The sequence below is a fragment of the Shewanella jiangmenensis genome, assembly GCF_018596335.1.
GTDB classification, from domain to species: Bacteria; Pseudomonadota; Gammaproteobacteria; order Enterobacterales; family Shewanellaceae; genus Shewanella; species Shewanella jiangmenensis.
Genome location: NZ_JAHEPS010000008.1, coordinates 87,211 through 112,919, shown reverse-complemented (window position 1 = coordinate 112,919; position 25,709 = coordinate 87,211). Strand labels below are relative to the sequence as shown.

Annotated in this window: 21 protein-coding genes; 8 read left to right on the top strand and 13 right to left on the bottom strand. The window is 55.3% G+C overall.

The genetic code is table 11. From position 1 onward, the window contains the following. Positions 1–26: 26 nt before the first annotated feature. Positions 27–1,883: a DUF885 domain-containing protein gene (locus KJI95_RS16815; protein ID WP_214508357.1), complete on the bottom strand. Its 1,857-nt coding sequence runs from the start codon at positions 1,881–1,883 to the stop codon at positions 27–29. Positions 1,884–2,113: 230 nt separating this feature from the next. On the opposite strand from KJI95_RS16815, the gene add reads away from it, so the two are divergent. Beyond that, positions 2,114–3,112 (top strand): adenosine deaminase, encoded by a 999-nt coding sequence (gene add / locus KJI95_RS16810; RefSeq protein WP_214508356.1) that lies wholly within the window; start codon positions 2,114–2,116, stop codon positions 3,110–3,112. Between the two features lie 70 nt (positions 3,113–3,182). On the opposite strand, the gene hemN is transcribed toward add, so the two are convergent. Beyond that, a complete protein-coding gene (gene hemN / locus KJI95_RS16805) occupies positions 3,183–4,559 on the bottom strand; it encodes an oxygen-independent coproporphyrinogen III oxidase (protein ID WP_284730718.1) in 1,377 nt (458 codons plus the stop codon). A gap of 102 nt (positions 4,560–4,661) precedes the next feature. On the opposite strand from hemN, the gene KJI95_RS16800 reads away from it, so the two are divergent. Next, the gene (locus KJI95_RS16800) at positions 4,662–5,933 is read left to right on the top strand and encodes a metal-dependent hydrolase family protein (RefSeq protein ID WP_214508355.1); all 1,272 of its coding nucleotides are present in this window, start codon (positions 4,662–4,664) and stop codon (positions 5,931–5,933) included. Between the two features lie 90 nt (positions 5,934–6,023). Here the strand turns inward: KJI95_RS16800 and KJI95_RS16795 are convergent, their stop codons facing one another. The 4 genes from KJI95_RS16795 to KJI95_RS16780 all read right to left on the bottom strand — a co-directional run bounded on the left by KJI95_RS16795 (position 6,024) and on the right by KJI95_RS16780 (position 9,162). After that, positions 6,024–6,491: a DUF2489 domain-containing protein gene (locus KJI95_RS16795; RefSeq protein WP_214508354.1), complete on the bottom strand. Its 468-nt coding sequence runs from the start codon at positions 6,489–6,491 to the stop codon at positions 6,024–6,026. A 12-nt stretch (positions 6,492–6,503) separates the two neighbouring features. After that, positions 6,504–7,043, bottom strand: a complete 540-nt coding sequence (yihI, locus tag KJI95_RS16790) for a Der GTPase-activating protein YihI (protein ID WP_214508353.1) — start codon at positions 7,041–7,043, stop codon at positions 6,504–6,506. A gap of 39 nt (positions 7,044–7,082) precedes the next feature. Then, positions 7,083–7,763: a methyltransferase domain-containing protein gene (locus KJI95_RS16785; protein ID WP_214508352.1), complete on the bottom strand. Its 681-nt coding sequence runs from the start codon at positions 7,761–7,763 to the stop codon at positions 7,083–7,085. Positions 7,764–8,541: 778 nt separating this feature from the next. Next, positions 8,542–9,162 (bottom strand): c-type cytochrome, encoded by a 621-nt coding sequence (locus KJI95_RS16780; protein ID WP_214508351.1) that lies wholly within the window; start codon positions 9,160–9,162, stop codon positions 8,542–8,544. A gap of 168 nt (positions 9,163–9,330) precedes the next feature. On the opposite strand from KJI95_RS16780, the gene yihA reads away from it, so the two are divergent. Further along, positions 9,331–9,987, top strand: coding sequence for a ribosome biogenesis GTP-binding protein YihA/YsxC (gene yihA / locus KJI95_RS16775; protein WP_214508350.1), 657 nt, complete (start codon positions 9,331–9,333; stop codon positions 9,985–9,987). Positions 9,988–11,565: 1,578 nt separating this feature from the next. Here yihA and polA read toward each other — a convergent pair. Then, on the bottom strand, positions 11,566–14,337 hold the full coding sequence (gene polA, locus KJI95_RS16770) for a DNA polymerase I (protein ID WP_214508349.1): 2,772 nt from the start codon (positions 14,335–14,337) through the stop codon (positions 11,566–11,568). A gap of 387 nt (positions 14,338–14,724) precedes the next feature. Here polA and elbB point away from each other — a divergent pair, with 387 nt between their 5' ends. After that, positions 14,725–15,378, top strand: coding sequence for an isoprenoid biosynthesis glyoxalase ElbB (elbB, locus tag KJI95_RS16765; protein WP_214508348.1), 654 nt, complete (start codon positions 14,725–14,727; stop codon positions 15,376–15,378). 55 nt (positions 15,379–15,433) lie between these two features. Here elbB and glpG read toward each other — a convergent pair whose 3' ends face one another. From glpG to KJI95_RS16740, 5 genes are all read right to left on the bottom strand, one after another. Next, positions 15,434–16,267 carry a rhomboid family intramembrane serine protease GlpG gene (glpG, locus tag KJI95_RS16760; RefSeq protein ID WP_250885910.1) on the bottom strand — a complete coding sequence of 278 codons (834 nt, stop codon included), beginning with the start codon at positions 16,265–16,267 and terminating at the stop codon, positions 15,434–15,436. Then, positions 16,267–16,572, bottom strand: coding sequence for a thiosulfate sulfurtransferase GlpE (gene glpE, locus KJI95_RS16755; RefSeq protein WP_214508346.1), 306 nt, complete (start codon positions 16,570–16,572; stop codon positions 16,267–16,269). Before glpE ends, glpG begins: the two co-directional genes overlap by 1 nt. Before the next feature lie 144 nt (positions 16,573–16,716). Continuing rightward, positions 16,717–17,742, bottom strand: coding sequence for an L-threonine 3-dehydrogenase (gene tdh / locus KJI95_RS16750; protein ID WP_214508345.1), 1,026 nt, complete (start codon positions 17,740–17,742; stop codon positions 16,717–16,719). A gap of 20 nt (positions 17,743–17,762) precedes the next feature. Continuing rightward, on the bottom strand, positions 17,763–18,956 hold the full coding sequence (locus tag KJI95_RS16745; RefSeq protein ID WP_214508344.1) for a glycine C-acetyltransferase: 1,194 nt from the start codon (positions 18,954–18,956) through the stop codon (positions 17,763–17,765). Between the two features lie 417 nt (positions 18,957–19,373). Next, positions 19,374–20,009, bottom strand: coding sequence for a TetR/AcrR family transcriptional regulator (locus tag KJI95_RS16740; RefSeq protein ID WP_214508343.1), 636 nt, complete (start codon positions 20,007–20,009; stop codon positions 19,374–19,376). 124 nt (positions 20,010–20,133) lie between these two features. On the opposite strand from KJI95_RS16740, the gene waaA reads away from it, so the two are divergent. Beyond that, on the top strand, positions 20,134–21,387 hold the full coding sequence (gene waaA / locus KJI95_RS16735; RefSeq protein WP_214508395.1) for a lipid IV(A) 3-deoxy-D-manno-octulosonic acid transferase: 1,254 nt from the start codon (positions 20,134–20,136) through the stop codon (positions 21,385–21,387). Positions 21,388–21,393: 6 nt separating this feature from the next. Here the strand turns inward: waaA and KJI95_RS16730 are convergent, their stop codons facing one another. After that, on the bottom strand, positions 21,394–22,107 hold the full coding sequence (locus KJI95_RS16730) for a 3-deoxy-D-manno-octulosonic acid kinase (protein ID WP_250885909.1): 714 nt from the start codon (positions 22,105–22,107) through the stop codon (positions 21,394–21,396). An 82-nt stretch (positions 22,108–22,189) separates the two neighbouring features. Between KJI95_RS16730 and KJI95_RS16725 the strand changes: the two genes are divergently transcribed. The 3 genes from KJI95_RS16725 to KJI95_RS16715 all read left to right on the top strand — a co-directional run bounded on the left by KJI95_RS16725 (position 22,190) and on the right by KJI95_RS16715 (position 25,680). Next, positions 22,190–23,242, top strand: a complete 1,053-nt coding sequence (locus tag KJI95_RS16725) for a glycosyltransferase family 9 protein (protein WP_214508341.1) — start codon at positions 22,190–22,192, stop codon at positions 23,240–23,242. Between the two features lie 261 nt (positions 23,243–23,503). Next, complete coding sequence (locus KJI95_RS16720; RefSeq protein WP_214508340.1) at positions 23,504–24,571, top strand: hypothetical protein; 1,068 nt, start codon at positions 23,504–23,506, stop codon at positions 24,569–24,571. Continuing rightward, complete coding sequence (locus tag KJI95_RS16715) at positions 24,568–25,680, top strand: glycosyltransferase (protein WP_214508339.1); 1,113 nt, start codon at positions 24,568–24,570, stop codon at positions 25,678–25,680. Before KJI95_RS16720 ends, KJI95_RS16715 begins: the two co-directional genes overlap by 4 nt. Positions 25,681–25,709 lie beyond the last annotated feature (29 nt).

Genomic DNA, 25,709 nt, shown 5'->3' with positions numbered 1-25,709 from the left:
GCTAAGACTAACCCAAACTGGCGCGCTTAGCCTGCCTTGGCGGTAGCAATAAAGTCATCGATTTGCTGCTCCAGCACCGACAAGGGCACACTGCCGTGGGCCAGCACCGCGTCGTGGAAGGCGCGGATATCAAATTTATCGCCCAGCGCCGCCTCGGCCTTGGCGCGCAGACGCTTGATGGTCAGCTCGCCAATCTTGTACGACACCGCCTGACCCGGCCAGGAGATGTAGCGGTCAATTTCGGTGTTGACGTTATGCAGCGACAGCGCCGTGTTTCCGGCCATAAAGTCGATGGCTTGCTGACGGCTCCAGCCCTTGGCGTGCATGCCTGTATCCACCACCAGACGGGCGGCGCGCCACATCTCGTAAGTCAGGCGGCCAAAGTTGCTGTAAGGGTCGGTGTAGAAGCCGCCTTCGAGCCCGAGATACTCGCTGTACAGACCCCAGCCTTCGCCGAAGGCGGAGATATAGCTGTAACGGCGAAAGTCCGGCAGTTTATCCAGCTCCTGATTGAGGGCGATTTGCAGGTGATGACCGGGCACAGCCTCGTGCAGGGTCAGGGCTTCCATTTCGTACAGCGGGCGCTTGTCGAGTGCATAGGTGTTGACCCAGTAATAACCGGCTTTATCGGGGCTGGAGGAGCCCGAGTAGCGGCCTGTGGTGTACTTGGGCGCAATCTCTGCCGGTACCGGCTCGATGCCGTAGGGCTGACGCGGCAGCTTGCCAAAGAACTTGGGCAGCATGGCATCGGCCTTCTTGGCGATGTAGGCCGCTTCCTTCAACAGCTGCTCGGGGGTAGTGGCGTAGAAGCGCGGGTCGGTACGCAAAAAGTGCAGGAATTCATCGAAGCTGCCCTTAAAGCCGGTGCTCTTGATGACCTCTTCCATTTCGGCGCGGATGCGGGCCACTTCTTTGAGGCCCAGCTGATGCACTTCGTCTGAGGTCATGTCCAGCGTGGTGTAGTAGCGCACCCGGTTTTCGTAAAAGGCGTTGCCGTTTGGCATGTCGTAGGCGGCAATGGTCTCGCGCGCATTCGGCATGTATTCGGTGGTCATAAAGTCATAGAAGGCCTGATACTGGGGCAGTACCTTGTCGGCCACGGCTTTACGACCGGCTTTGGTCAGCTCGGCTTTGTCGGCGGCGCTGAAGCTTGCCGGAAACTGCTTGAACGGCTCGAAGTAGCTGCTTTGCTCCACCGGCACCATAAAGGCGCTGATGCTGTCTTCAAAGCCGTTGAGCGTTACCTTGGGTGGCGTGATGCCGCTGGCGAGCCCCTGACGCAGCCAGAAGGTTTGCTGGGCAAAATACTGGGGCAGGGCGTCGAGCTTGGCCAGATAGTTGTCGTAATCTTCGCGGGTCTTGAAGCTGCCCTTGGCCATGGAGGCGATGTAGGCGTGGAATCCGCCTTCGGACGAGATGGGCATGTAGTGGTCTTTAAACTCATACATGTCGACTTCGTTCTGGATTTGACCCTGCAGAATGTCGGCGTTGATGCGGTCTTCTTTGGAAAGCTTGCTGCGGTCCAGCGCGGTCAGGGAGGCGAGTAGCTCCTGACGCTTCAGCTGGGTTTGGGCCAGGCGCTCGGGTGACAGATCCGGCAGCTTGCGGGCGGCGGCTTTATCGCCTTTGCTGGCGGCGAGGCCCGGGCTGATTTCAACTTCAAGCGCCCAGGCCTTGTCTATGATGCTTTGCAGATTTTTATCAAGCGGTGCCACCTTGGCGGTGGTTTCGGCTGCTTGGCTCTGTGGCTCGGCAGTTTGCGCCGGGCGGCTGGCGTCGTAACTGTATTTGTAGGCGTCACTGGCGGTGGTAGTGACGTTACAGCCGGATAAGATGCCGCCAACGGCGATAACCAGCAGAGTGGGTTTGAAGAGCTTGTGCATGCCGATTCCTTGTAATTTTAAGTTTTCCACGCTGGGATTATGCCTGACTCACATCACCTTTCCAGTCCGAATGGCAAAAGTTTACCCGCTGACTTTGTGAGAAATTGTTGATTTTGAGAGCAGATTGATGATTAGTCGGAATAGACAGCGAATTTGCGTGTTAAACTTGGAGTCTGCCCAAGACCTAGAAAACATAATCAGTTGGCGGGGCATTCAAACAGGGGTTAACTATGATAGATAACAAGATTCCATTGGTGGATCTCCACCGGCATCTTGACGGCAACGTCCGGGTGCAAACCATTTGGGAGCTGGGTCATCAACACGGTATCGCCTTGCCGGCGGATTCGTTGGAGACTCTGGCACCTTTCGTACAAATTCAGGGTAAGGAAACCAGCCTGGTCGCGTTTTTGAAGAAACTCGACTGGATGGTGGCCGTACTTGCCGATCTGGATGCAGTGCAGCGTGTTGCCCGCGAAAACGTAGCCGATGCGGCGCTGTCAGGCCTTGATTATGCCGAGCTGCGTTTCAGCCCTTACTACATGGCGATGAACCACAAACTGCCGATTGAAGGCGTGGTGGAAGCCGTGATTGATGGCGTGAATCAAGGGCTTAAAGACCATCCACAGGTGAAGATTAACCTGATTGGTATCATGTCCCGCTCCTTTGGTGTGGATGCCTGCAGTGCCGAACTGAATGGCCTGCTCGCCCATCGCGACAAGCTGGTGGCCATCGACCTGGCCGGTGACGAGCTGGGCTTCCCGGGGAACCTGTTTAACGATCACTTCAAGCGCGCCCGTGACTCGGGGCTTAACATTACCGTGCACGCCGGTGAGGCCGCCGGTGCCGAAAGCATGTGGCAGGCGATTCAGGAGCTGGGCGCTACCCGTATCGGTCATGGCGTGAAGGCGGTTCAGGATCCCAAGCTGATGGAATACCTGGCCAAGCACCGCATTGGTATCGAGTCTTGCCCCACCTCCAACCTGCAAACCTCCACCGTGAAGTCGCTGGCTGAACATCCGCTGCGCACCTTCGTGGATGCCGGTGTGCTGGTGTGCCTCAACACAGACGACCCGGGTGTGAGCAATATCGACATCAAACACGAGTACGCCCTTGCCCATAACGAGATGGGCTTCAGCGCCGCCGAGCTTGCCAAACTGCAGGCCAATGGCGTGGAGATGGCGTTTATCTCTGACTCAGAGCGTAAAGCGCTGTACGCCGCCAAAGCCTGATGTAAGCGATTAAGCTGATAAAAAAACCGGCCCAGTGGCCGGTTTTTTGTTGGCTGATGCAGCCTGAAGCTTAAATCACCCGTGAGAACTGCTGCTGACGGGCCTTCTCGCGGAAGTACACGTCGAAGCACATGCAGATGTTACGAATAAGCAGGCGGCCTGTATCAGACACATGGATGCGGCGGTTTTCTATGGTCACCAGCTTGTCGTCGATAAAGGTTTGCAGCAGCTTTAAATCCTGGGCGAAGTAGTCTTCGAAGGTAAAGCCAAACTTCTCATCGATAACAGCCATATCCAAATCGAAGTGACAGATCAGCTGCTTAATCACCACGCGGCGGATTTCGTCGTCGTGATTGAGCTTGCAGCCCTTCCACAGCGCATGACCATGGTCGTCGATGGCTTCGTAGTAGGGGCGGATATCTTTCTGGTTCTGGGCGTAGCAGTCGCCAATCTGGCTGATGGACGATACACCCAGGCCCAGCAGGTCGCATTCTTCCTGGGTGGTGTAGCCCTGGAAGTTGCGGTGCAGCTTGCCGGCGCGTTGCAGCTTGGCGAGCTCGTCGTCTGGCTTGGCGAAGTGATCCATGCCGATGTACTGATAACCGGCGCCGACCAGGGTCTCGATGGTCTGGTGCAGGATTTCCAGCTTCTGCTGCGGTGATGGCAGATCTTCGTCCTTAATTTTGCGCTGGGCGGCAAAGCGCGCAGGCAGGTGGGCGTAGTTGAACACCGACAGGCGGTCTGGCGACAAATCGAGAATACGCTGGATGGTCTCGGCGAAGCTTTCTGGCGTTTGATGTGGCAGGCCGTAAATCAAATCCACGTTGGTAGATTCGAAACCCATGGCCTTGGCCTTGCCAATCAGGTCGAAAATAAACTGCTCGTCCTGCGGGCGGTTTACCGCTTCCTGAACCTGCTTATTGAAGTCCTGCACCCCGATGGAAATACGGTTGAATCCGGCTTCTTTGAGAGTATCGAGCATGGTCAGCTCAATTTCACGCGGGTCAACTTCAATGGAGAACTCGCCTTCGGCGGAAAAGTTGAAGTTGTCCTTCAAAAGCTTGGTCAGACGCAGAATTTGAGCAGGGCTCAGGAAGGTCGGCGTGCCGCCGCCCCAGTGCATCTGGGTCACGGTATAGCCCTTGAACAGCGGGGCCCGGCTTAAGATTTCACTCGCCAGATATTCGATGTACTGATCAGCCTTATGGGCGTGGCGGGTGATGACCTTGTTACAACCACAGTAGTAACAAAGCTTGGCACAGAAGGGAATGTGAATATAGAGTGACAGTTTGTCGCTCTTGCTGTGCTCAATGGCACTCAGCAGATCTTGCTCGGTAAAGCCGTCGTTGAATTCCAGCGCCGTTGGATACGAGGTGTAACGGGGACCGCTGTAGTTGTATTTCTCGATCATCGACTGATCCCAGCTGATGGTAGTGGGCTGCTTCAAGTCGTGTCCTCCGGTAATTTAGCAATGGGCGAAGTATGAGGCCTTTTCGGCCAAAGAACCTTGATCCAGGTTGTAAATTTCGTCACAGGGGAAGGAATATCCATGAAAAAGACCCTCTTGTCTGTCAGTTTGTGGGCGTTATGTGCCAACGCTCACGCACTGACCCTCATCCATGCGGGCACCGTGGTTGATGGGGTCTCGGCCAAGGCCGTGACCGAGGCTACAGTCGTGCTGGACGGCAATCGCATTCAGGCTATCGAGCGGGGTTTTCGCGCACCGGGCGAGGGCGATACAGTAATCGATTGGCGCGATGGCACCCTGATGCCCGGCTTTATCGATATGCACACCCACCTGACGTTTCAGGGCAGTAAAGACGCTTACCTCGAACCCTATACCCTGAACCCGGCCGATGTGGCACTGCGCGGCGTGATGTACGGCAAACTCACCCTGAATGCGGGCTTTACCACGGTGCGGGACTTGGGCGATGCCGGGCTTGGCTCCATCGCGCTGCGTAACGCCATAAACAAGGGCTGGGTCGAGGGGCCGCGGATTTTTACTGCCGGCACCAGCATTGCCACCACCGGCGGCCACGCCGATAAGACCAATGGCCGTAATCACGAGCTGATGGGTGACCCGGGGCCAAAAGAAGGGGTAATAAACGGTGCGGCCGAGGCCTACAAGGCCGTGCGCCAGCGCTATAAAGACGGTTCCGACCTTATCAAGATCACCGCCACCGGCGGGGTGTTGTCGGTGGCCAAGAGCGGTGAAAACCCGCAGTTTACCGATGAGGAACTCACCGCCATAGTCGCCGCCGCCAAAGACTACGGTTTTAAGGTGGCGGTACATGCCCACGGCAAAGAAGGCATGAAGCGCGCTATTCTCGCCGGGGTCAACACCATAGAGCACGGCACTTACATGGATGAAGAGCTGTTTGCGCTGATGAAGAAAAACGGCGTGGCGCTGGTGCCAACCCTGACTGCGGGCGAGTACGTGGCCGACAAGGCCAAGATTGACGGCTTCTTTCCCGAGCTGGTGCGCCCCAAGGCGGCGAAAATCGGCCCCAAAATTCAGGATACCTTTGCCAAGGCCTATAAAGCGGGCGTGACCATCGCCTTTGGTACCGATGCCGGGGTGTTCGAGCATGGCAAAAACGGCCGTGAATTCACTCTTATGGTGCAGGCGGGCATGCCGGAAATGGCGGCTATTCAGTCGGCTACCTCGGTGGCAGCCTCAGTGCTGGGGCAGAGCGAGCTTGGCTCCATTAAGGCAGGGCAGCTTGCCGACTTGGTGGGTGTGAAGGGTAATCCGCTGGAAAATATCAGCCTGCTTGAGAATGTGCAGCTGGTGATTAAGGATGGTCAGCGGGTGAAATAAGATGGCGTTTTATCTGCTTCAGACAAACAAAAAGGGCGCATAGCGCCCTTTTGTGTATCCGGCATCTGGCTGCCTGTCAGTGACAGCCCATCAGTGACAGCTTGAAAGTTTAAACTCTTTCAATCGCTTGGCGTCGTCCAGTATGGCGTCAGTCAGTTCGGATTCGGATTTCATCCGCTCGAAGTCAAACCGCATCCGCTCCTGCTTTGGCAGCGCCTTACGCTCTTCCATAATCGGATGGTTGCGAATGCGCTCAAAGTGCTTGAACAGCGCCGGATAGTCGCCGCTGACCCGCTCACTGAGTGACAGTGCTTCGAACAGCCGGGCAATCCGTACCACGCCTTCGGAGACTTCACATCTGTCTTCCAACATGGCGTGGGCAATGTAGCGAATATCTTCAAATATCGATTCGCGGCGGGCATCGGCGACAGCTTTCTGCTCGGCCTGCGCTTTGGCGCGCGCCTCGGTTTGCTTTTTCAGCTGCCACAGCAGTGACGCGGCATAAACTGCCAGCGCCAATACTATCAGTACCGCTACTATGATCAGGGCTTGGGACATGCCGGCTCCCTATCAGTCTTTGTCCTGGTATTGTTTGAGCACATCGGCGCCGGATTCGAATTTCTTCAGCAGCGCTTCTTCATCATCGTCGTCGTAGTCGACGTCGGCTTCATCGAAGTCGCTGATGCCAAGCTTGTCCATCAGGGCTTCGATTGTCGCGAGCTGCTCATCGAGCCAGCGCTGATCTTCGGCGCCCAGCACGCGGCCTTCTTCGAGACGGTCCAGCAGCTGGTTCAGGCGTGGATCTTCTTCGAGTTGCAGCAGCAACTGCTCATCACTCAGCTTTGGCTGCTTGGGCTTGGCCACTTTTGGCTCGGTTTTCGCCTGCGGCGCAAGCTGCAACGCTATCGGCTTTTTGCTGCCGTGGCGTGGGTCCTTATTGGCCTTTTGGCCTGAAGAACCCTGTTTGTCTTTACCCGGATTCTGACGGCTGCCGGACTTATTGCCTGTGTCGCGTTTTTTCGTTGAGGACACGCGCTCTGACTTGGGTGTCCGAGGCGCTTGTTGAGGGGCGCTGGAGGGTGCCTTGCGTGACTTCTTGATACGGGTCATGGCTTGTATTAACTCCGGAATAACCTGGTACAACCCGGTTTAAACGGCCGGGTCAGTGTTGGGGTCGCGTTTTATAGCAGATCCCGATGGTTTTTGCATCAGAATGCAGTCGTTTTCGGCAAATATTAGCCGAAAGCCGCTGGCCGAGGCGAGATATTCGAAGGTGGCTTTACCGGGAAAGCTCACATGGGCCAGATTGTTTTTGTGGTGCCATTTGTTAAACCGCTGCGGATCGCTCAGCATGCGGGTGCTCATGGCCAGATATCCGCCCGGTTTTAACAGGCGGGTAAACAGCTGCCATTCGCGGTGGGGCGCGCCGAAGTGCTCAAACACCCGAAAGCAGCAGATAAAGTCGTAACTGTGCTGCAGCGATTCACCGTCCGGCGCCATAAAGGGGTCGTATTGCCACAATTCATGGCCAGTAGCCTGGATGTGGGCAAGGCTTGATTGGTCCAGCACCCGGCCATAGTTAAGCCCTTTGAGCTGATTATGGCCCTGCGCCTGCAATTCCTGCAGCAAGGGCAAAATAAACTGGGGCAACTGACGCTGGTTCTCTAAGCTGCCACCGCGGCCATAACGTTGGCGGATGGCATTGGAGGGCAGGTGGCTGGCACCATCGGCAAACACCAATGCACAATGGCTGCAGACGTGAAAGCTGCGCTTCCTGTCCTGAAAAAACAGCCGGGTTTCCAGCTTAAGACACAGGGGACACCGTCGCATTGAGAATGGGATTACCGAAGGTTAGTGCCGGACTTGCGTGGCAGTATATCATGCACAAAAGAAAAAAGGCGGCAGTTGCCTGCCGCCTAACATCGGTGCCTTAGCACCTTATCCTGATTCCAAGTATCCTTACTTGCTATGTGACTTTCCCGGTCAGATCCGTCTTTTTTTTACTGCTTTCCTTGCGGAAATTTCTCGTTTTCGGTCTTCCAGACACTTTCTTTCATTCTGACGCCATCCTGACGACAGTTTCCGTAGATGGTCTCGCGACACATCCCTATCCAACCCGTCTTCATTGACGTTAAGGCAACCATCCGTGTTTCATGTACCTTCCGGTGATAACAGCATCCAGCCGGTGCATCCAAAGCATAGAGCTTCCGTTGCTTATCTGTACAAAGTACAGAATCCTGTTGGTTGAGTATCCCTGAAGTTTTAAGGGGAGTGCTAAACAGCAAAGTGCCAAAATCGGCGTTCCCTTATTTGATTTGCCCCGGATTTCAGACCGAAATCACTACTCGTTATTATTATTTGCGAGTGGGTGCAGCGATATTATTGTTATTGATTAACTTTATTCTTTTATCTTGAATGTAAACCGTACCATAACCTGTATGTTGTTAGCGTGATTTTTGTTCATACAGATGGGTTTGTTGCGGTACGTGGGCAATTAAACCGAAAAGCGTGATCAGTGTCAAGTAAAAATATAATCAGTTGACGTAAACGTCAACTTCGGGGTGTAAAAAAGGGCGACACCAGGCCACCCTTCTCTCATCCCTGCGAATTACTGCAGGTTAGCCATGTACTTGGACAGGGCTTCGATGTCAGCGTCGGTCAGTTTCTTGGCAACGTCCTGCATCATACCGTTCAGATCGTTGGTACGGGCTTTGTCGCGGAACTTGGTCAGCTGGATCTTGATGTAGTTGGCGTGCTGGCCAGCAACCATTGGGAAGCCGGCTTGCTCAGTACCTTTACCGTTAGGGCCGTGACAGGCTACGCAAGCTGTGATGCCGCGAGACATGTCGCCGCCTTTGTACAGCTGCTCACCCAGGGCCGGAACGTCGGCTACCGGAGCGTGGGTTTGGGTTTGGCTGGCGAAGAATGCAGCCAGATCAGCCATGTCCTGTTCATTCAGGGTCATGACCATGCCACCCATGATAGGATCCATACGGCCTTCTTTGCCGCCGGTTTTCATGGCGTTCTGGAAATCATGCAGTTGCTTTTCCAGATATTTGGCGTGTTGACCGGCGAGCTTGGGGTACATGTCGATCATGCTGTTGCCGTCGGCGCCGTGACAGGCAACGCACAGAGCCGCTTTGGATTGACCCGCAGCCGCATTACCTTCAGCCATAGCAGTGGTAGACATAGCAGCGAGAACAGACAGCGCAAGAGCTAACTTTTTCATAGCGTTCCAACTTCTTGTTAAGATTATTGTCCCGAGCTTACCGGCCTGGCCCGCAAGCGTGGTAATATAGCGTAATGTGATCGGGGCAATATTTTACACGAAAACGTGCAAAAGTAAGCAATTCTTCGACAAATTCTGCCCAACCCTGACAAATTTCCGGAGTCCAGAGTGAGCCAAACACGTATCGATTTTCGCCAAACCAAGTTTTTGATCAGCGCACCGGATATCGCCCATCTGGACAAGCATCTGCCGGGTGATGTGGGGGTTGAAATTGCCTTTGCCGGCCGCTCCAATGCCGGTAAATCGAGCGCACTCAATGCCTTGACTGAACAAAAAAACCTGGCGCGTACCAGTAAGACCCCGGGCCGTACCCAGCTGATTAACGTATTCGAGCTGGATGAACATCGCCGTCTGGTGGATTTGCCAGGCTACGGCTTTGCCAAAGTGCCGCTGGAGATGAAGCGTAAATGGCAGAATGCCCTCGGTGAGTATCTGCAAAAGCGCGAGTGTCTCAGTGGCGTGGTGGTGCTGATGGACATTCGTCATCCGCTCAAAGATTTGGATCGGCAGATGATTGAATGGTCGGTGGCGAGCCAAATTCCGGTGCTGGCGCTGCTCACCAAGTCAGACAAGCTGAGCCAGAGCGAAAAAATGAAGACAGTTAACACGGTCCGTAAAGAGCTGGCCGAGTTTGGCGACTGGGTCGCGGTGGAGTCGTTTTCGGCGCTGAAGGGCACCGGCAAACCCAAGGTGCTGTCTATTCTCGAAGCCTGGTGCAACCCCGACTGGCTCAATGACCAAATCGCCGAAGGCAAGGCTGAGTAAGTCATTCTCCTTGTAAGTCATTATCTTGAAAGTTGTTTTCAAGAAATGGCGATTTTTGAGAACGGCTCGATTTAATTAAAGCGTCGCAATTGCGGCGCTTTTTTATGGGCGCTATTTCTCTCGGTGTATTCATAAGCCGCGCCTTTTCTCTGCGTTTTTCTGTGCGTGTTTCTGAGCGCCTGCTGAAGGATTGCCATGACAGCGTGTTCCACGCTGACTTGGCTCGGTATGGTTGCTAAGCGCAGAAGAATGGGCCAGAGCGGAGCTTAGAAACAAAGCCGTGAATCTCAGCCACGAATCAAAGCCGCGAATCCAAGGCGTGAATCTAAGCGCGGGTGAGTGAGATTAGGCCAAGTGACTCTTAGACCAATGAGATAAAGCGAGCGTAGCTGCAACAGTTCAGGTGATATCGAAAGGGTTTTCGCAACAGCGCCGGTTAACTTCGGCAGCAAAACATTGGCGGGCGATAGCGAAGCGTTTTCTGGTCAAAAAAGCATAAAAAAACGCCGACGGACAAGCCATCGGCGCAAAGTCTTAGCTCTTTGGGGAGAAGCTAAAAAATTCAACAAGACTCAAGTACCACCAAACTGCTTCGATGGCTCTCAATGAACACATCTTATCCGGTCTTTGTGTTGAATTAAAGTAAAAGCTCTAAAATTTTTTCAGGGCATAAAAAAAGCCCCAGCATACAGGATGCTGGGGCGCCATAATTTGGCATCACTATCAAGTGAAATAAAGGTCTGAAAGATAGAACATCTTAACCTCTGTACCCTACGCCGAGAATAATACCCCAATCGGCGAAAATATGAAAACAGTTTTTTTGAAAAAGAGACAATAATGTGACCCGGATCGCGCCAGATTGGCTCAAAAATCCGCCTGTTTTGGTTGTAAAATTACCAACTAAGATTTCATATCAATGGGTTAAGTGATCATTGTCGACTATCAAGAATTTTTCTGATCAATTGGTAACGGTTTGAGTTTTTACTCGGCACCGTGTGGCTAAAGGCTGTTTTTGGTGGATTGTTCGGTAAATCCGGCATCTGGGTTGGTGAAAATCCGTACGGCAGGCAGGAGCTTTAAACCGAAACGTCATGCGTTTGAGCGCACTAATTGGTTGAGGTCCCTGGTCCAGGCGCTTGGACTCAGATGCTTGGACTCAAGTGCTTGGTCCAGATGTTTGGACTCAGGTGCTTGGACTCAAGTGCTTGGTCCAGATGTTTGGACTCGGGCGCTTGGACTAAGGTGCTCGGACTCAAGTGTTTGCTCCAGATGCTTGGACTCAGATGCCTGAATTCAGGCGCGCTTGGTTAGGCACTTGGATCCTTCGGTTTATTCAGACATCTGCCTTTCTCTGCCGAGCGCTTGATGTCAGTGGCTCAGCTGCTTGTCCTTGCCGGCTTAGGCATTTTCAGCATTCGGGCTCCAAGGCATTCAAGAGCTTAGCAACAAAAAAAGGCCCCGAGGGGCCCTTCTCTTTTTTGTCGCACTCTTATTTCACTTTTATCGCACTCATATCGCTCTGCAGCAAAACGCAAAGCTAACAGGGTGCTGTGCACTTGTGCTCAGCGCCAGCAGGTATCAGTGTGCCTGATCCCAGTTATCGCCAAGTCCGGCTTCGGCAAGCAGTGGCACATCCAGATTAGCTGCGCCGGCCATCAGTGCACACACCTTGTCTTTGAGTATGTCGGCCTTGTCTGCGTCCACTTCAAACACCAGTTCGTCGTGTACCTGCATGATCATCTGGATTTCGCCTGTGGTCTCAGTCTTAATCCAGTGCTGAATGGCTATCATCGCCTTTTTGATGATGTCGGCGGCTGTGCCCTGCATCGGTGCGTTGATGGCGGCACGTTCGGCGGCCTGACGGCGCATGGCGTTACGGTCGCGAATTTCCGGCAGATACAGACGGCGGCCAAACAGGGTGCTGACATAACCCTGCTCTGACGCCATGGCGCGGGTTTCTTCCATGTACTTGAGTACGCCCGGATAACGCTTGAAGTAAGTGTCTATGTAGCTTTGGGCCTCATTGCGGGGAATATCCAGCTGGCGCGCCAGACCGAAGGCCGACATGCCGTAAATCAGGCCAAAGTTCACCGCCTTGGCGCGGCGGCGCTGCTCTGTGGTCACGGTTTCAAACGCCACATCAAATACTTCGGCGGCGGTGGCGCGGTGAATGTCTTTACCTTCGGCAAAGGCACGCAGCAGGCCATCATCCTGAGACAGGTGCGCCATGATCCTGAGTTCAATCTGCGAGTAGTCGGCCGCGAGAATGCGTTTGCCTTCGGGGGCGACAAAGGCCTGACGGATGCGGCGGCCTTCTTCGGTGCGGATAGGAATGTTCTGCAGGTTCGGGTCGCTGGATGACAAGCGGCCGGTGGCGGCGTTGGCCTGATGATAACTGGTGTGCACCCGACCTGTGCGGCCGTTGATCATCAGTGGCAGCTTGTCGGTATAAGTACTCTTAAGCTTGGTCAGGCTACGGTGCTCGAGGATAACCTTGGGCAGCGGGTAATCCAGCGCGAGTTCGACCAGCACTTCTTCGGCGGTGGACGGCGCGCCCTTGGGGGTCTTTTTCAGTACAGGGTATCCGAGCTTATCAAAAAACAGCTCCTGCAATTGCTTGGTGGAGGCGAGGTTGAACGGCTCACCGGCAATGTCGTGGGCTTTCTTTTCCAGCTCATCAATTTTGCGCGCCAGCTCATCGCTTTGCTGACCGAGCAACATGCTGTCGATGAGTACGCCGCGCCGCTCAATGTCGGACAGTACATCAATCAGCGGCAACTCAAGCTCGGTAAACACTGACTCGAGCCCTTGCTCTTTGCTTAAGCGTGGCCACAGGTGCTGGTGCAGTCGTAAGGTGATGTCGGCATCTTCGGCGGCATAGGGTGCCGCCTGCTCGAGGGCAATTTGATTGAAGGTAAGCTGCTTGGCACCTTTGCCGGCGATGTCTTCAAAGGCAATGTTCTTGTGGCCCAGGTACTTGAGTGCCAGGCCATCCATGTCGTGGCGGCTCGCGACCGAGTTGAATACGTAGGACTCCAGCATGGTATCGAAGGCGACGCCTTTAAGCTGGATGCCCGCGTTCGCCAGTACGCTGATGTCGTACTTGAGGTTCTGGCCCACTTTTTTGATAGCGGGGTTTTCAAGAATAGGCTTCAGTTTGGCGAGTGTTGCTTCGCGGGGCAGCTGCTCGGGGGCACCGGGGTAGTCGTGCCCAAGTGGCAAATAGGCGGCGATGCCGGGTTCAATGGCAAACGACAGCCCAACCAATTCGGCCTGCATATAGTCAAGGCTGGTGGTTTCGGTATCCACCGCAAACAGTTCGGCCTTGCCGAGCTTCTCAAGCCAGGTATCCAGCTCAGCGTCAGTCAGCAGAGTCTGGTAATCGGTTGTCACCGGTGCCGCAATGGCCGGCGCTTCAGTGGTTTCTTCTGCTATCACCGCTGCCGGCTTTTGGCCAAGTGGCGACTTGTTGTCGAGCACTTCGGCGAGCCAGCGTTTGAATTCCATTTCGCCGTAACAGGCGATCAGCTCGTCGCGATTGGGCTCGGCCAGAGTCAGTGAATGCCAGTCCTGCTCAAGCTCAACGTCGGTTTTGATGGTGGCGAGTTGGTATGACAGCTCCAGCATCTCGGCGTTGTCACGGATTTTGGCGGCCATGGTTTTGGCGCCGCGAAAGCCAAGGTCGGTGACGCAGTCTGGCTCGGCAAGCAATTTGGTCACGCCGCCTGCGCCGGTGAGCATCGCCAGCGCAGTCTTTTCTCCCACGCCTGGCAGGCCCGGAATGTTATCGGCTTTATCGCCCATCATCGCCAGCAAGTCGATAATCAGCTCTGGCCCCACGCCAAACTTGGTGGCCACTTCTTCGGGGCCGAGTATGGTGTCGGTCATGGTGTTGATAAGCGTGATGTGTTCATTCACCAGCTGTGCCATGTCTTTGTCGCCGGTGCTGATAAGCACCTTGCGACCTTCGGCGGCGGCCTGCACTGCGATGGTGCCAATCACATCGTCGGCTTCGACACCGGAAATGCTGATAAGCGGTAAGCCCAGCGCCCTGATGATGCGGTGCAGCGGCGCGATTTGGCTGCGCAGGTCATCGGGCATGGGCGGGCGGTGCGCCTTGTAGTCGGCAAACATCTCGTTGCGGAAGGTCGGGCCCTTGGCATCAAATACCACCGCCATCTGGGTCGGCGCAAAGCGCGACATCAGGCTTCGCAGCATGTTGACCACGCCATACACGGCACCAGTGGCTTCACCTTTGGAATTGGTCAGGTGCGGCGGGGCATAATAGGCGCGGTAAAGATAGGAAGAGCCATCCACAAGGATGAGCGGGTTGCTGGCTATTTCAGGCATAGATTCGGCTTCGACAGTCCATGGATTCTTGGGGGCTTAGCATGCCACAGATAGGGAAAATCGGCCACAGCAAAGGGCTCACGGCCTGTGGATAAGTCTGTGAGCTAAAAGATCAACAAGTTGGAATGTCTTTCGATAAGGCTGAAGGGCAGTTTGTTAAGTTGTTGATTATTGTTGTTTTTGCCTCTTTCTGTGAGGCGCTTGGCAATTCCGTTAAATCTTCCTGATCTGTGGATTCTTTTGTTGGTTGTTTTTCTGCCTTCAGCAAGCGATGCTACTTCCTGTGCCTTGCCGAAGGTGATGAAATAACTTAGCACGATTTTTAATCAGATCAACCAATATGTGTCTGACTCGTTAAAACCAAATTACATAAGAAAGGAATTTTTTATGAAGAATGTAGCTGTTTTGCTGGCGGGCTGCGGAGTGTTCGATGGCAGCGAAATTCATGAGGCCGTACTGACCCTGCTTGGCCTGTCCAGAGCCGGTGCCTCGTACCAGTGTTTCGCCCCGGATATCGACCAATTGCACGTGGTCAATCACCTGACCGGTGAAGTGGCGCAAACCGAAAAGCGTAACGTGCTGGTGGAAGCGGCCCGTATTGCCCGAGGCAATATCAAGCCTACCACAGCGCTGAAAATTGCTGATTTTGATGCACTTATCATCCCAGGCGGCTTTGGCGCAGCCAAAAATCTGTGCAACTTTGCCCTTGTTGGTGCCGACTGCGAGGTATCCGCCGAGGTGCGCGACTTTATCAGCGAGTTTGCGCTGGCCAAAAAGCCGGTGGGCTTTATCTGTATCGCCCCTGTGATGATCCCCAAGCTCTACGGTAAAGGCGCCATCGGCACCATAGGTACTGACAAGGGCACGGGCGAGGCCTTCTGCGCCATGGGCGGTGAGCATAAAGATGCGCAGGTCGATGAGATTATCGTCGATGAAGCCAATAAGGTGGTGAGCACCCCAGCGTACATGCTGGCCGGCAGCATTGCCGAGGCGCACTCAGGTATCGAAAAGCTGGTGAATAAGGTGCTGGCGCTGGCATAAGGCGGCAGCAGTTAAAAAGCCGCTGGCGCTGATGCGATGCACTGTACCAGCGGCGTTACCTTGTTTTGCGGCTGTCCCACAGGGCTTGCAGCAGGCCGACCATCAAACCGCCGAGGTGGGCGGCATTGGCCATCGACAGGCCGAGCACATCAAAAAAGCCGAGTACCATCCACAGCACCATAAAGCCCATGTAACTGGCAGGCAGGCTGATCCCGGCCGACGGTTTACGCACGCCCATCAGCCAGCTGTAACCAGCAACGGCATACACCACCCCGGACAAGCCGCCAAAATTGGGGCCGGTTAAGAAATACTGGGCAATATTGGGCACAGTGCCTGCCACCAACAGCAAGATAAGCAGCGGTTTGGTACCGATGCGGGTTTCAATCCGGCCACCGAGAAACCACCACCACAGCAGGTTAAAGCTGATGTGCATCAGTGAGAAGTGCAGCAGCGTGGGGGTAAACACCCGCCACAGCTCGCTGGCCTGAAAGGTGCCGGTTGCGCCAAAAAAGCTCAGCAGCGCAAAGGTTTGGTCGCCAAAACCAAGATTCAGTGCGGCGTAAACCAGCACGCAAAGCGCAAAAATCACCAGCGTCAGTGGGCCCGCGCCTGTGATAAAGCGGCTTAAGAGTGACAAGCCCGGCGCGCCGTAATCGAGATGGGATGAGGTAGTACCGGACTCCCAGGAGGCGGCCAGGTATTTTTCATCCAGCGGGTTTTGCCGGAAACGGGCAAACTCGGCCTGCGCCGCGCTTAAATCGCTGGCGCTGACCACGCTCAGCACCACCACGTCATCGAGGAATGTCTGATGACATTCAATGCCCTGGCTTTTGAGGTAATCCACCAGTGCCTGCGCGGCGCGGGGATTAGGCAGGCGGCCGAATTCCATCACAGGTTGGCCATCGCCCAGGCGCTGTAGCCGCCATCGAGGCTGTAAACGTCATCAAAGCCCTGTTCGGCCAGGTAGTTGGCGGCATTCTGGCTGCTGATGCCGTGGTAGCACACCACCACCAAAGGCTTGTCCATGTCGGCTTCGGCAATAAAGCGCGCCAGGTTTTCGTTATTCAGGTTTACCGAGCCTTCGATGTGGCTGGTGGCATAGCTTTGTGGATCGCGGATATCGGCGATTTGCACGGCGGCGCCATCGGCGCGCAGGTGAATGAGCTCGTTAACGCTCAGATGTTTGAATGACATAGGCTTCTCAAAACGTTGGAGCGCATTGGAGCGCTTAAAAATCCTGGGTTCTAGTGTGCAACAGGGCGCGGTACTCTGTACAGCGCCCTGCAGGCAAAATCAGGCACAGGCAAGCGCCGTAGCGCCTGCCGTTGCACTTTCAGGTTAATCCCAGCTCAGGATAACCTTGCCGGACTGGCCGGAGCGCATGGCATCGAAGCCCGCCTGGAAGTCATCCACCTTGAACTGGTGGGTGATAATAGGGGAGATATCCAGACCAGATTGCAGCAGGCTCGCCATCTTGTACCAGGTCTCGAACATTTCACGGCCATAAATGCCTTTGATGATGAGGCCCTTGAAGATCACCTTGCTCCAGTCGATGGCCATCTGGCCGCTGGGAATACCGAGCATGGCGATTTTGCCGCCGTGGTTCATGGTATCGAGCATGGCGTGGAACGCAGCCGGTACGCCGGACATTTCCAAGCCTACGTCGAAGCCTTCGGTCATACCGAGTTCACTCATCACGTCTTTGAGGTTTTCTTTGGCCACGTTCACGGCGCGGGTAGCGCCCATTTTGCGGGCCAGCTCCAGGCGGTATTCGTTCACATCGGTGATCACCACGTGGCGGGCACCAACATGGCGGCACACGGCGGCGGCCATGATACCGATAGGGCCTGCGCCGGTGATCAGCACATCTTCGCCAACCAGATCGAACGACAGTGCGGTGTGCACCGCGTTACCGAACGGGTCGAAAATTGACGCCATTTCGTCGCTGATGTCATCGGGAATTTTGAACGCGTTAAAGGCCGGGATCACCAGATACTCGGCGAAACAACCTTCGCGGTTTACGCCCACGCCTGTGGTGTTGCGGCACAGGTGAGTGCGGCCGGCGCGGCAGTTACGGCAGTAGCCACAGGTGATGTGGCCTTCGCCGGAAACGCGGTCGCCAATCTTGAAGCCACGTACTTCCTGGCCGATACCGACCACTTCGCCCACGTATTCGTGACCGACAACCATGGGTACCGGGATGGTCTTTTGTGACCACTCGTCCCAGTTGTAGATATGCACGTCGGTGCCGCAGATGGCAGTTTTACGGATTTTAATCAGCAGATCGTTGTGGCCCATTTCAGGTTTGGGCGCATCAACCATCCAAATGCCTTCTTCAGGCTTGAGTTTTGCGAGTGCTTTCATGTTTTGCTCCAAAACAGGCATCAGATGATGCCCATTTCCTTACCAATGCGGGTGAAGGCTTCGATGGCTTTATCCAGCTGCGCGCGGGTATGGGCGGCAGACATCTGGGTGCGGATCCGGGCCTGGCCCTTTGGCACCACAGGGAAAGAGAAACCAATCACGTAAATATCTTCTTTCAGCAGTCGGGCTGAGAATTCAGCTGCCAGTTTGGCATCGCCCAGCATCACAGGCACGATGGCGTGGTCGGCACCGGCGAGCTTAAAGCCAGCGGCAGACATTTGCTCGCGGAAGTAACGGCTGTTTTCCCATACCGCTTCACGCAGGGCCTGGCCATCTTTGAGCATGTCCAGCACGCGGATAGAGGCCGCAACAATCGATGGCGCCAATGAGTTGGAGAACAGGTACGGACGTGAGCGCTGGCGCAGCCAGTCAATCACTTCTTTTTTGCCGGAGGTGTAACCACCTGATGCGCCGCCAAGGGCCTTGCCCAGGGTGCCGGTGATGATATCAACCCTATCCATCACGCCACAAAATTCGTGGGTGCCACGGCCATTTTGGCCAACAAAGCCAACGGCGTGGGAGTCGTCCACCATCACCAGTGCGCCGTATTGGTCGGCGAGATCGCACACACCTTTGAGGTTGGCAATTACGCCATCCATAGAGAACACACCGTCAGTAGCGATAAGGATATGACGGGCACCAGCCTCGCGGGCGGCTTTCAGCTGGGTTTCCAGATCGGCCATATCGTTGTTGGCGTAGCGGAAACGCATGGCCTTACACAGACGCACGCCGTCGATGATGGAGGCGTGGTTCAGGGCATCGGAGACGATGGCGTCTTCAGGGCCAAGCAGGGTCTCAAACAGACCGGCGTTGGCGTCGAAGCAGGAGGAATACAGGATAGTGTCTTCGGTGCCGAGGAATTCAGACAGCTTGGCTTCGAGCTGTTTGTGGATGTCCTGGGTGCCACAGATAAAGCGCACCGAGGCCATGCCGAAGCCGTGGTCGGTCAGACCTTGCTGGGCAGCCTTAACCAGTTCGGGATGGTTGGCCAGACCCAGATAGTTGTTGGCGCAGAAGTTAATCACTTCCTCGCCGCCTACTTTGATGGATGCTTGTTGCGGTGAGACGATCACCCGCTCGCTCTTGTACAGGCCTTCGGCCTTGACGTCGGCAAGCTGCTGTTTAATCTGCTCGTAGAATGAGGTTGATGCCACTTGTCTCTCCTTAGTTAACTTTATTCTGCTTTTGCTGGAGTGACGGCATTCTAACCCTAAACCAAATGCCGGAGCAGCTTTTTTTACGGGGACTCTGGCCGGATAACTTAGTTTAGGGCAAGCGAGGTTTTCACATAAATAAAACTAATCATTAACCTTAACAAATGCCGCAGCAGTACCGTTTGATTGTAGTCCCGCGTCGGTGAAAATGTCAGCAAGATAAAGCCGAGGAGCGGATGTCGTGAATGCTGAATGGTTAATGATGAAAGCTGGGTCGCGGGCCGTGGGATGCTTTTGCGGCGGAGGAAATGAAGAGCCATGCGCGGCAAGCGCCGCGCGTGGTTGACAATACTGGTGCTTTCGTCAGCTCAGGTTTAAGCGCAAGACTGAGCCTGAGCGGCCAAACGGCTCAGCAGCTCAGGCTGCCAGCGTTTGAAAGTGCTGCTCGAGGCGGCTGAAGGTCGGAATTGAGTCTTCGGTGGCGTAGGATTTGAAAATCATCAGCACCCGCAGCAGACCTTCGTACAAAGACGCTTTACTGATGGTGCCTATGCTGGACTGAGTCAGTTTGTAACTTATCCAGAAGCCGATAATCATCTTGATGGTGTCGGCCAGATCCGCGATGTTCTCATCGGGGATGTTGAAAATGCCGTCGTTTTTCAGCTGCTTCAGCACGCCGATGGACTGCTCCAGCACCGCCTGCTGCACCTTGAGGTAGCGCTGCTTGAGAGTTTCATCCCGGGCCAGAATATCGGCGAGGTTGGCGTACATAAAGCGGAACTGCCACATGGTGTAAAACATGGCATCGAAATAGCCCATCAGCAGTTCCAAATCCACCTTCTGACCGTGGTAGGGCTTAAAGCCACTGAGCAGGTGCTGTTCGTATTGATCGAAGATGCAGCGGATGATGTCTTCTTTATTGCGGAAGTGGTAGTAGAGGTTCCCCGGACTGATATCCAGATGGGCCGCGATGTGATTGGTGGTGATGGTGCGTTCACCATGTTCGTTGAACAGCTCAAGGCTTGCCTGAATGATTTTGTCGCGGGTCTTCATGGGTATCCTGTCTTATTGTTGGCGTGCCGCTTCCGGCGGAGCGCTCTTTGCTTATGACTGCATCAAAGCTTATGTTAGCATTGGCCTAATTTATCAGGCAAAAATCGTACAATATTTGATTAAAATGGTCCGGATTTTCTACTCGTTTTTACTGTATTTATTGTCGCCGCTGCTGCTGGTGTATCTGGCGCTGCGGGCGTTCAGAAGTCCGGACTACCGTGGCCGCTGGGCTGAGCGCTTTGGTCTGGCGCCGCTGCAGAAGACAGATGTGGTGGTGCATTCTGTCTCGATGGGCGAAACCCTGGCGGCCTTGCCGCTTATTCGCCGCATGCTGGAGCTGCGTCCGGGGCTTAAGGTTACCGTCACCACGTCGAGCCCCACGGGTTCAGCCGAGGTGATTAAGGCGTTTGGCGACAGGGTGCAGCACTGTTATCTGCCGTTTGATCTGGGCTTTGCCGTGCGGCGTTTTGTAAAAATGCTGCAGAGTGAAGAGCTTATCATTATGGAAACCGAGCTGTGGCCAAACCTCATCGCCGCAGCCAAGGCCCGTAACATGAAAATTTCTCTGCTTAACGCCCGCCTGTCGCAAAAATCCGCTGCAAGCTACGCCAAGTATGCCGCGCTCACCGGCCCCATGCTCCAATCCCTCGACCGGATTGCGGTGCAAACCGAGGCCGAGGCGGCGCGCTTTATCGCGCTGGGCGTCGAACCGAGTCGGGTCACGGTATGCGGCAGCCTTAAATTTGATATCAATATTGCCCCTGAGCGCAAAGTTGCAGCGCGGGCGCTTCGCTCTGAATGGGGGCGTGAGCAGGATTTACTCTGGGTTGCCGGCAGTGTGCATCCCGGCGAATTTGCCGCCATGCTCAATGCCCATAAAGCGCTGCTGCAAAGCAAACCATCGGCATTGCTGATTATGGTACCTCGACACCCAGAGCAATTTACCAATGCCGCCAAGGCGGTGGAAGAAGCGGGCCTCAGCCTGGCGCGGCGCAGCGAAAACGCCGTGCCGGTTGCCGGCATTCAGGTATTGCTTGGCGACACCATGGGCGAGCTTCTGACCTGGTACGGCGCGGCCGATGCCGCCTTTGTGGGCGGCACCTTGATTGAAAACGGCGGCCACAATCCGCTCGAGCCCGCAGCTATGGGGCTGCCGGTTGCCGTAGGGCCACACCATTGGGACTTTAAAGAAATCACCGGCCTGCTGCGGGATGAAGGTAATCTTACCGTGTGCGACTCGCCGGAAGGTTTCAGCGCCTGGTTGCATTCTATGGCATCTGATCCGAGCTTACGTGAGGATGGCGGTGAAGCGGGGCTTAAGGTGGTGGAAGCCAACCGCGGCTCACTCAAGCGTCAGTTGGCTGTGCTGGGGTACTAACGACCTTCAGGCTGCGGCGTAACCCGCCAGCAGCCACTGCCAGCAGGTATCATCAAAGGCAAGCGAGGGAAGCTTGCCTTTTTCTTTATCAAAAGAACGTCTTAATCTTGAAAGGTTGGCCTGCTGCCAGCTCTGGGCTGGCGTGCGGATTTCGCCTCTGTCGAAGTCAATCAGCGCAAACCCGTCGGGGCCTTTGAGGATGTTTTTGGCATTAAGGTCAGCGTGATACACGCCGCGACGATGAAAACGGCCGATGCAGGTGCCAAGTGCCTTCCAGTCGTCTTCGTTCATTGGCCCTTGTTCAAGCCAGGCGAGCAGGTCGCGGCAACCCGGCATCCGCTCAATCAGGATGTCGGCGCTGTACCAGAGTGCGAACCTTTGCACCCGCGCGCCCACCGGCCGTGGTACAGGCAAGCCTTCATGATGGAGCTTTTCCAGCAGCGCCAGCTCTGCAAAGGCGCGGGTGTTTGCAAGGCCTGTGTAAAAGTATTTGTCTTTACTGAATTTTTCCATCATCCCGCCGCGCCAGTAGTGGCGCAGTACCCAGTCTTCACTTGCCTCGGGATGGCGCACAAACCAGGTGGTATAGCGTCCTTTGGAGCTGCCGGTCACGGCGTTTTGCGCCTGCCAGTATTCGGGCGTGAAGTATTCCGGCGCAAGTGCGACAGGCTCGCCTTCGGCGCAGGCCAGTGTAAAGGGCGGGAAGTTTTGCTGCTGCATGTCGGGAATTCTTGTCCAAAGCGTGGAACCTGGCGCCATTCTACATTAAGATCCGGCCTTTGTACGCAGCAGCTTTCCGGCCATGACATTCGACCCAAGCAAGATGAAATCCCTGTGTTTACTGCGCCTTTCAGCCATCGGCGATGTGTGCCATGCGGTGGCCATGGTGCAGGCGATTCAGCGCCAATACCCCGGCCTTTCCATCACCTGGGTGATTGGCAAGGTGGAGTATCAGCTGCTTAAGCACTTGCCGGGCATCGAGTTTGTGATTTTCGATAAATCAAAAGGCTTCAAAGCCTATGGTGAGCTGCGCCGTGCCCTCAAGGGGCGTGATTTTGACGTGCTGCTGCACATGCAGGTGGCCCTGCGGGCGACTGTTGCCTCTTTGATGATCCCCGCCAAAGTGCGGATTGGCTTTGACCGTGCCCGCGCCAAAGAAGGCCAGTGGCTGGTGACCAATGAGCGGGTCGAAGCGCTCGCCACGCCCCATGTGCTGGAAGGCTTTATGGGGTTTGCCAAAAAGCTGGGAGTCACTGAACTTGCGCCCAAGTGGGACATGCATATTCCTGCAGCCGACGAGGCTTTTGCTGCCGAGCTGGTGGCCGATGGTGAAAAGGTGCTGGCAATTTGCGCCGCTGCCAGTAAGGCCGAACGCAACTGGCTGCCCGAACGTTACGCTGCCGTGGCTGACTATGCCGTTTCCAAAGGATACAGGGTATTGCTTTGCGGCGGCCCAGCCCAGCTTGAAAAAGATCTGGCGGCGGCGATTGAGGCTAATTGTTCGGCCACGCTAACCAATCTTGTTGGAAAAACCTCTTTGGTGCAGCTTCTTGCGGTATTAAAGCGGGTTTCGCTGGTAATTGCCCCTGATACGGGCCCAGCGCATATGGCCGTGACCCAGGGCACGCCTGTGATAGGTTTGTACGCTCATTCCAATCCCGGACGCACCGGTCCTTATCTCTATCAGGACTCTGTGGTGAGCGTTTATGATGAGGCTATCCGCGAGCAGCACCCGGGCAAAACGATTCCCTGGGGGCTTCGCGCCAAAGGCAGTCATCTGATGGAAAAGATAAGCACAGACACTGTGATAGCCATGTTTGATCGGGTGACTGCCAACACAGTGCGGCCAGTATAAATCAGCCGCGATAGACAGGCCGCAGCCGCCATAGAATGTTTGTAATCAGCTGGTCGTAATAGACAGGTTGCATCAGACCTGTCGAAATAGGCCGGCCGCAACAGCCTGGCGCAATCGCCGGGTGAGATCATCTGAAAGCAAGGCTTTTTAAGCCGCCGAATCGCGGCGCGGTTGTGGCCAAAGCTTTTGGGGCTTGTGCGGACAATTCAATAATCAGGCAGGCAAGATAGCCCGCACCAAGTAAAGGGAACCAGGCTACCAGTGGAAGGGAAGCAACCTAAGTTTCTGTTTTTACCTGTTTCTGATGCTACCGGCATCGGCGAGTATATGCGCTCGGTGATCATCGCCGACGAAATTGTGCGCCTGTATCCAGAAGCGCAAATCCATTTTTTGCTGAGTCGTGAGGCACCTTACGCCAGCAGCTGCCCTTATCCTGCAACCTTACTTGACGACAGCCCGACTCTCGCGGTCGGCGCCGTGTGTGACTTTATCAGCGACTTCAGCCCGGACGTGGTGCTGTTTGATGCCTCCGGCCGCCGCTCGCAGCTTGCCCACGCCAAACGCTGCGGCGCGCGGGTGATTTTTATCAGCCAGCATGCCCGCAAGCGCCGCCGTGGCATGAAGCTCTCCCGCGCGCGCCTCACCGATGTGCACTGGGTGGCGCAGCCTGAATTCGCCATTGCGCCGGTATCCGGATTTTCCCGCAATAAACTCAAGTTGTTTCGCCTGCCGCAGCCTGTGGCAACCGGCCCTTTTTTCAGCCGTCCGACCGCGTCGCATCAGCAGGCGCTGCTTGAACAATATGGGCTTGAGCGTAACAACTATTGGCTGGTCAATGCTGGCTCCGGCGCCCATCAACTGCAAGGTCAGTCGGCTGTACTTAAGTTTGCCGAGGCGGTCTCTGCCAGCTTTGCCAGCAGCCTGGTTCCGGCGCTGGTGGTGCTCGGCCCCGGCTTTAAAGGCGAGACACCGAGCCTGCCTGGGGTAACTTTTGTGCCGTCACTTGGTAATCGCGACTTCATTAATCTGCTTGAGGCGGCCCGCGGCGCCTTGCTCTCGGGTGGCGATGGTTTGTTGCAGGCCATTGCCCTGAAAAAACCTTGCCTTGCGGTAGCCGTCGCCAAAGATCAGCCGCTGCGGATAGCCGCCTGTATGCGCATGGGCCTTGTTGTTGGTGGTGAGGCCGATGCCATTAGTGAGGGAATGGTATTGCTTAATGCAAAGTTGCCCGAGCTTAAGGCTGCGCTGTCGCAGCATAGCTGCGGCAATGGTCTGGACTGGGTCGGTGCTGAACTGCCCCGGCTGCTTGATTGGAAACATGCAGGATGAAGAAGCGTGTTGCGATAGTGATAGACAGCCTCGCCGGCGGCGGCGCCGAGCGGGTGATGTTGACACTGGCCAGCTCGCTCCTTGATGCCGGCCACTCGGTCGACATGATTACGCTCGCAGATGACAGGGAGCATAGCCTGCCGCCGGGGCTTAGGGTGCATTGCTGCTTTGGCGCCAAACCCGGTGCCATTACAGGATTTTGGCGGGCGGCGCAGTCTGCAGCCAAGCTTGGGCGCTTTATCGGCGCCATTGAGGCGGCCCATGGCCCGTTTGACCTTATCCTCTCTAATCTTGATAAAGCCAACCTCTTAATGGCGCGGCTTAAGCTGCCACACCTCTTTTTTGTGGTGCATAACTCAGTGGAAGAGGAGCTTAAGCGTCAGCGTAAGCTTGGGCCTTTGGCGTATTTTTCCATGCTAAGAGCCAAGCGGGCGCTCATGGGTAAGCGTCTGGTAGCGGTGTCGCGCGGCATTGCCGATGAAATCCGGCAGACCGGGCGCATCCACCCCCTCAGTATTGAGGTGATTTACAACCCGTTCGATTTTGCAGCGTTGGCGGAAAAAGCTTCCGAGCCGCAGGACTTGCCCAAGGGCGATTATCTGGTGCACGTTGGGCGGATGGCCAAACAGAAGCGCCATGATGTGCTGTTTCAGGCGCTGGCACAAAGCCGCCATGGTTTAGCGCTGGTGCTTTTGTGCCAGAATGTAAAAAAAGCCCGTAAGCTTGCCAAAAAATATGGGGTCGAGGACAGGCTTATTCTGCCGGGGTTTCAAACCAATCCTTACCCCTGGATTAAAGAGGCTAAATTACTGGTACTGAGTTCAGATTACGAAGGCCTGCCGACTGTGCTGATTGAGGCGCTGGCGCTGGGCACGGCCGTGGTCAGTACCGATTGCCCCCATGGCCCGAATGAGATTTTAACCGGCGAACTTAAGCGCTTTTTGGTGCCAAGGCGCGACAGTTCGGCGCTGGCGGCTGCGATGGATGATGCTGTTAATCATGCAGCTGCATCTGATGCGCCGCGAATAACATTGCCAGAATCGCTCAGGCGCGAGCTTGAGGCAACGCAGGTGATGGCGCGCTATCTGGCGCTGTGCGATAAAAGTTGATAACTTGCTCGCGCATAACAGTCAGCTTA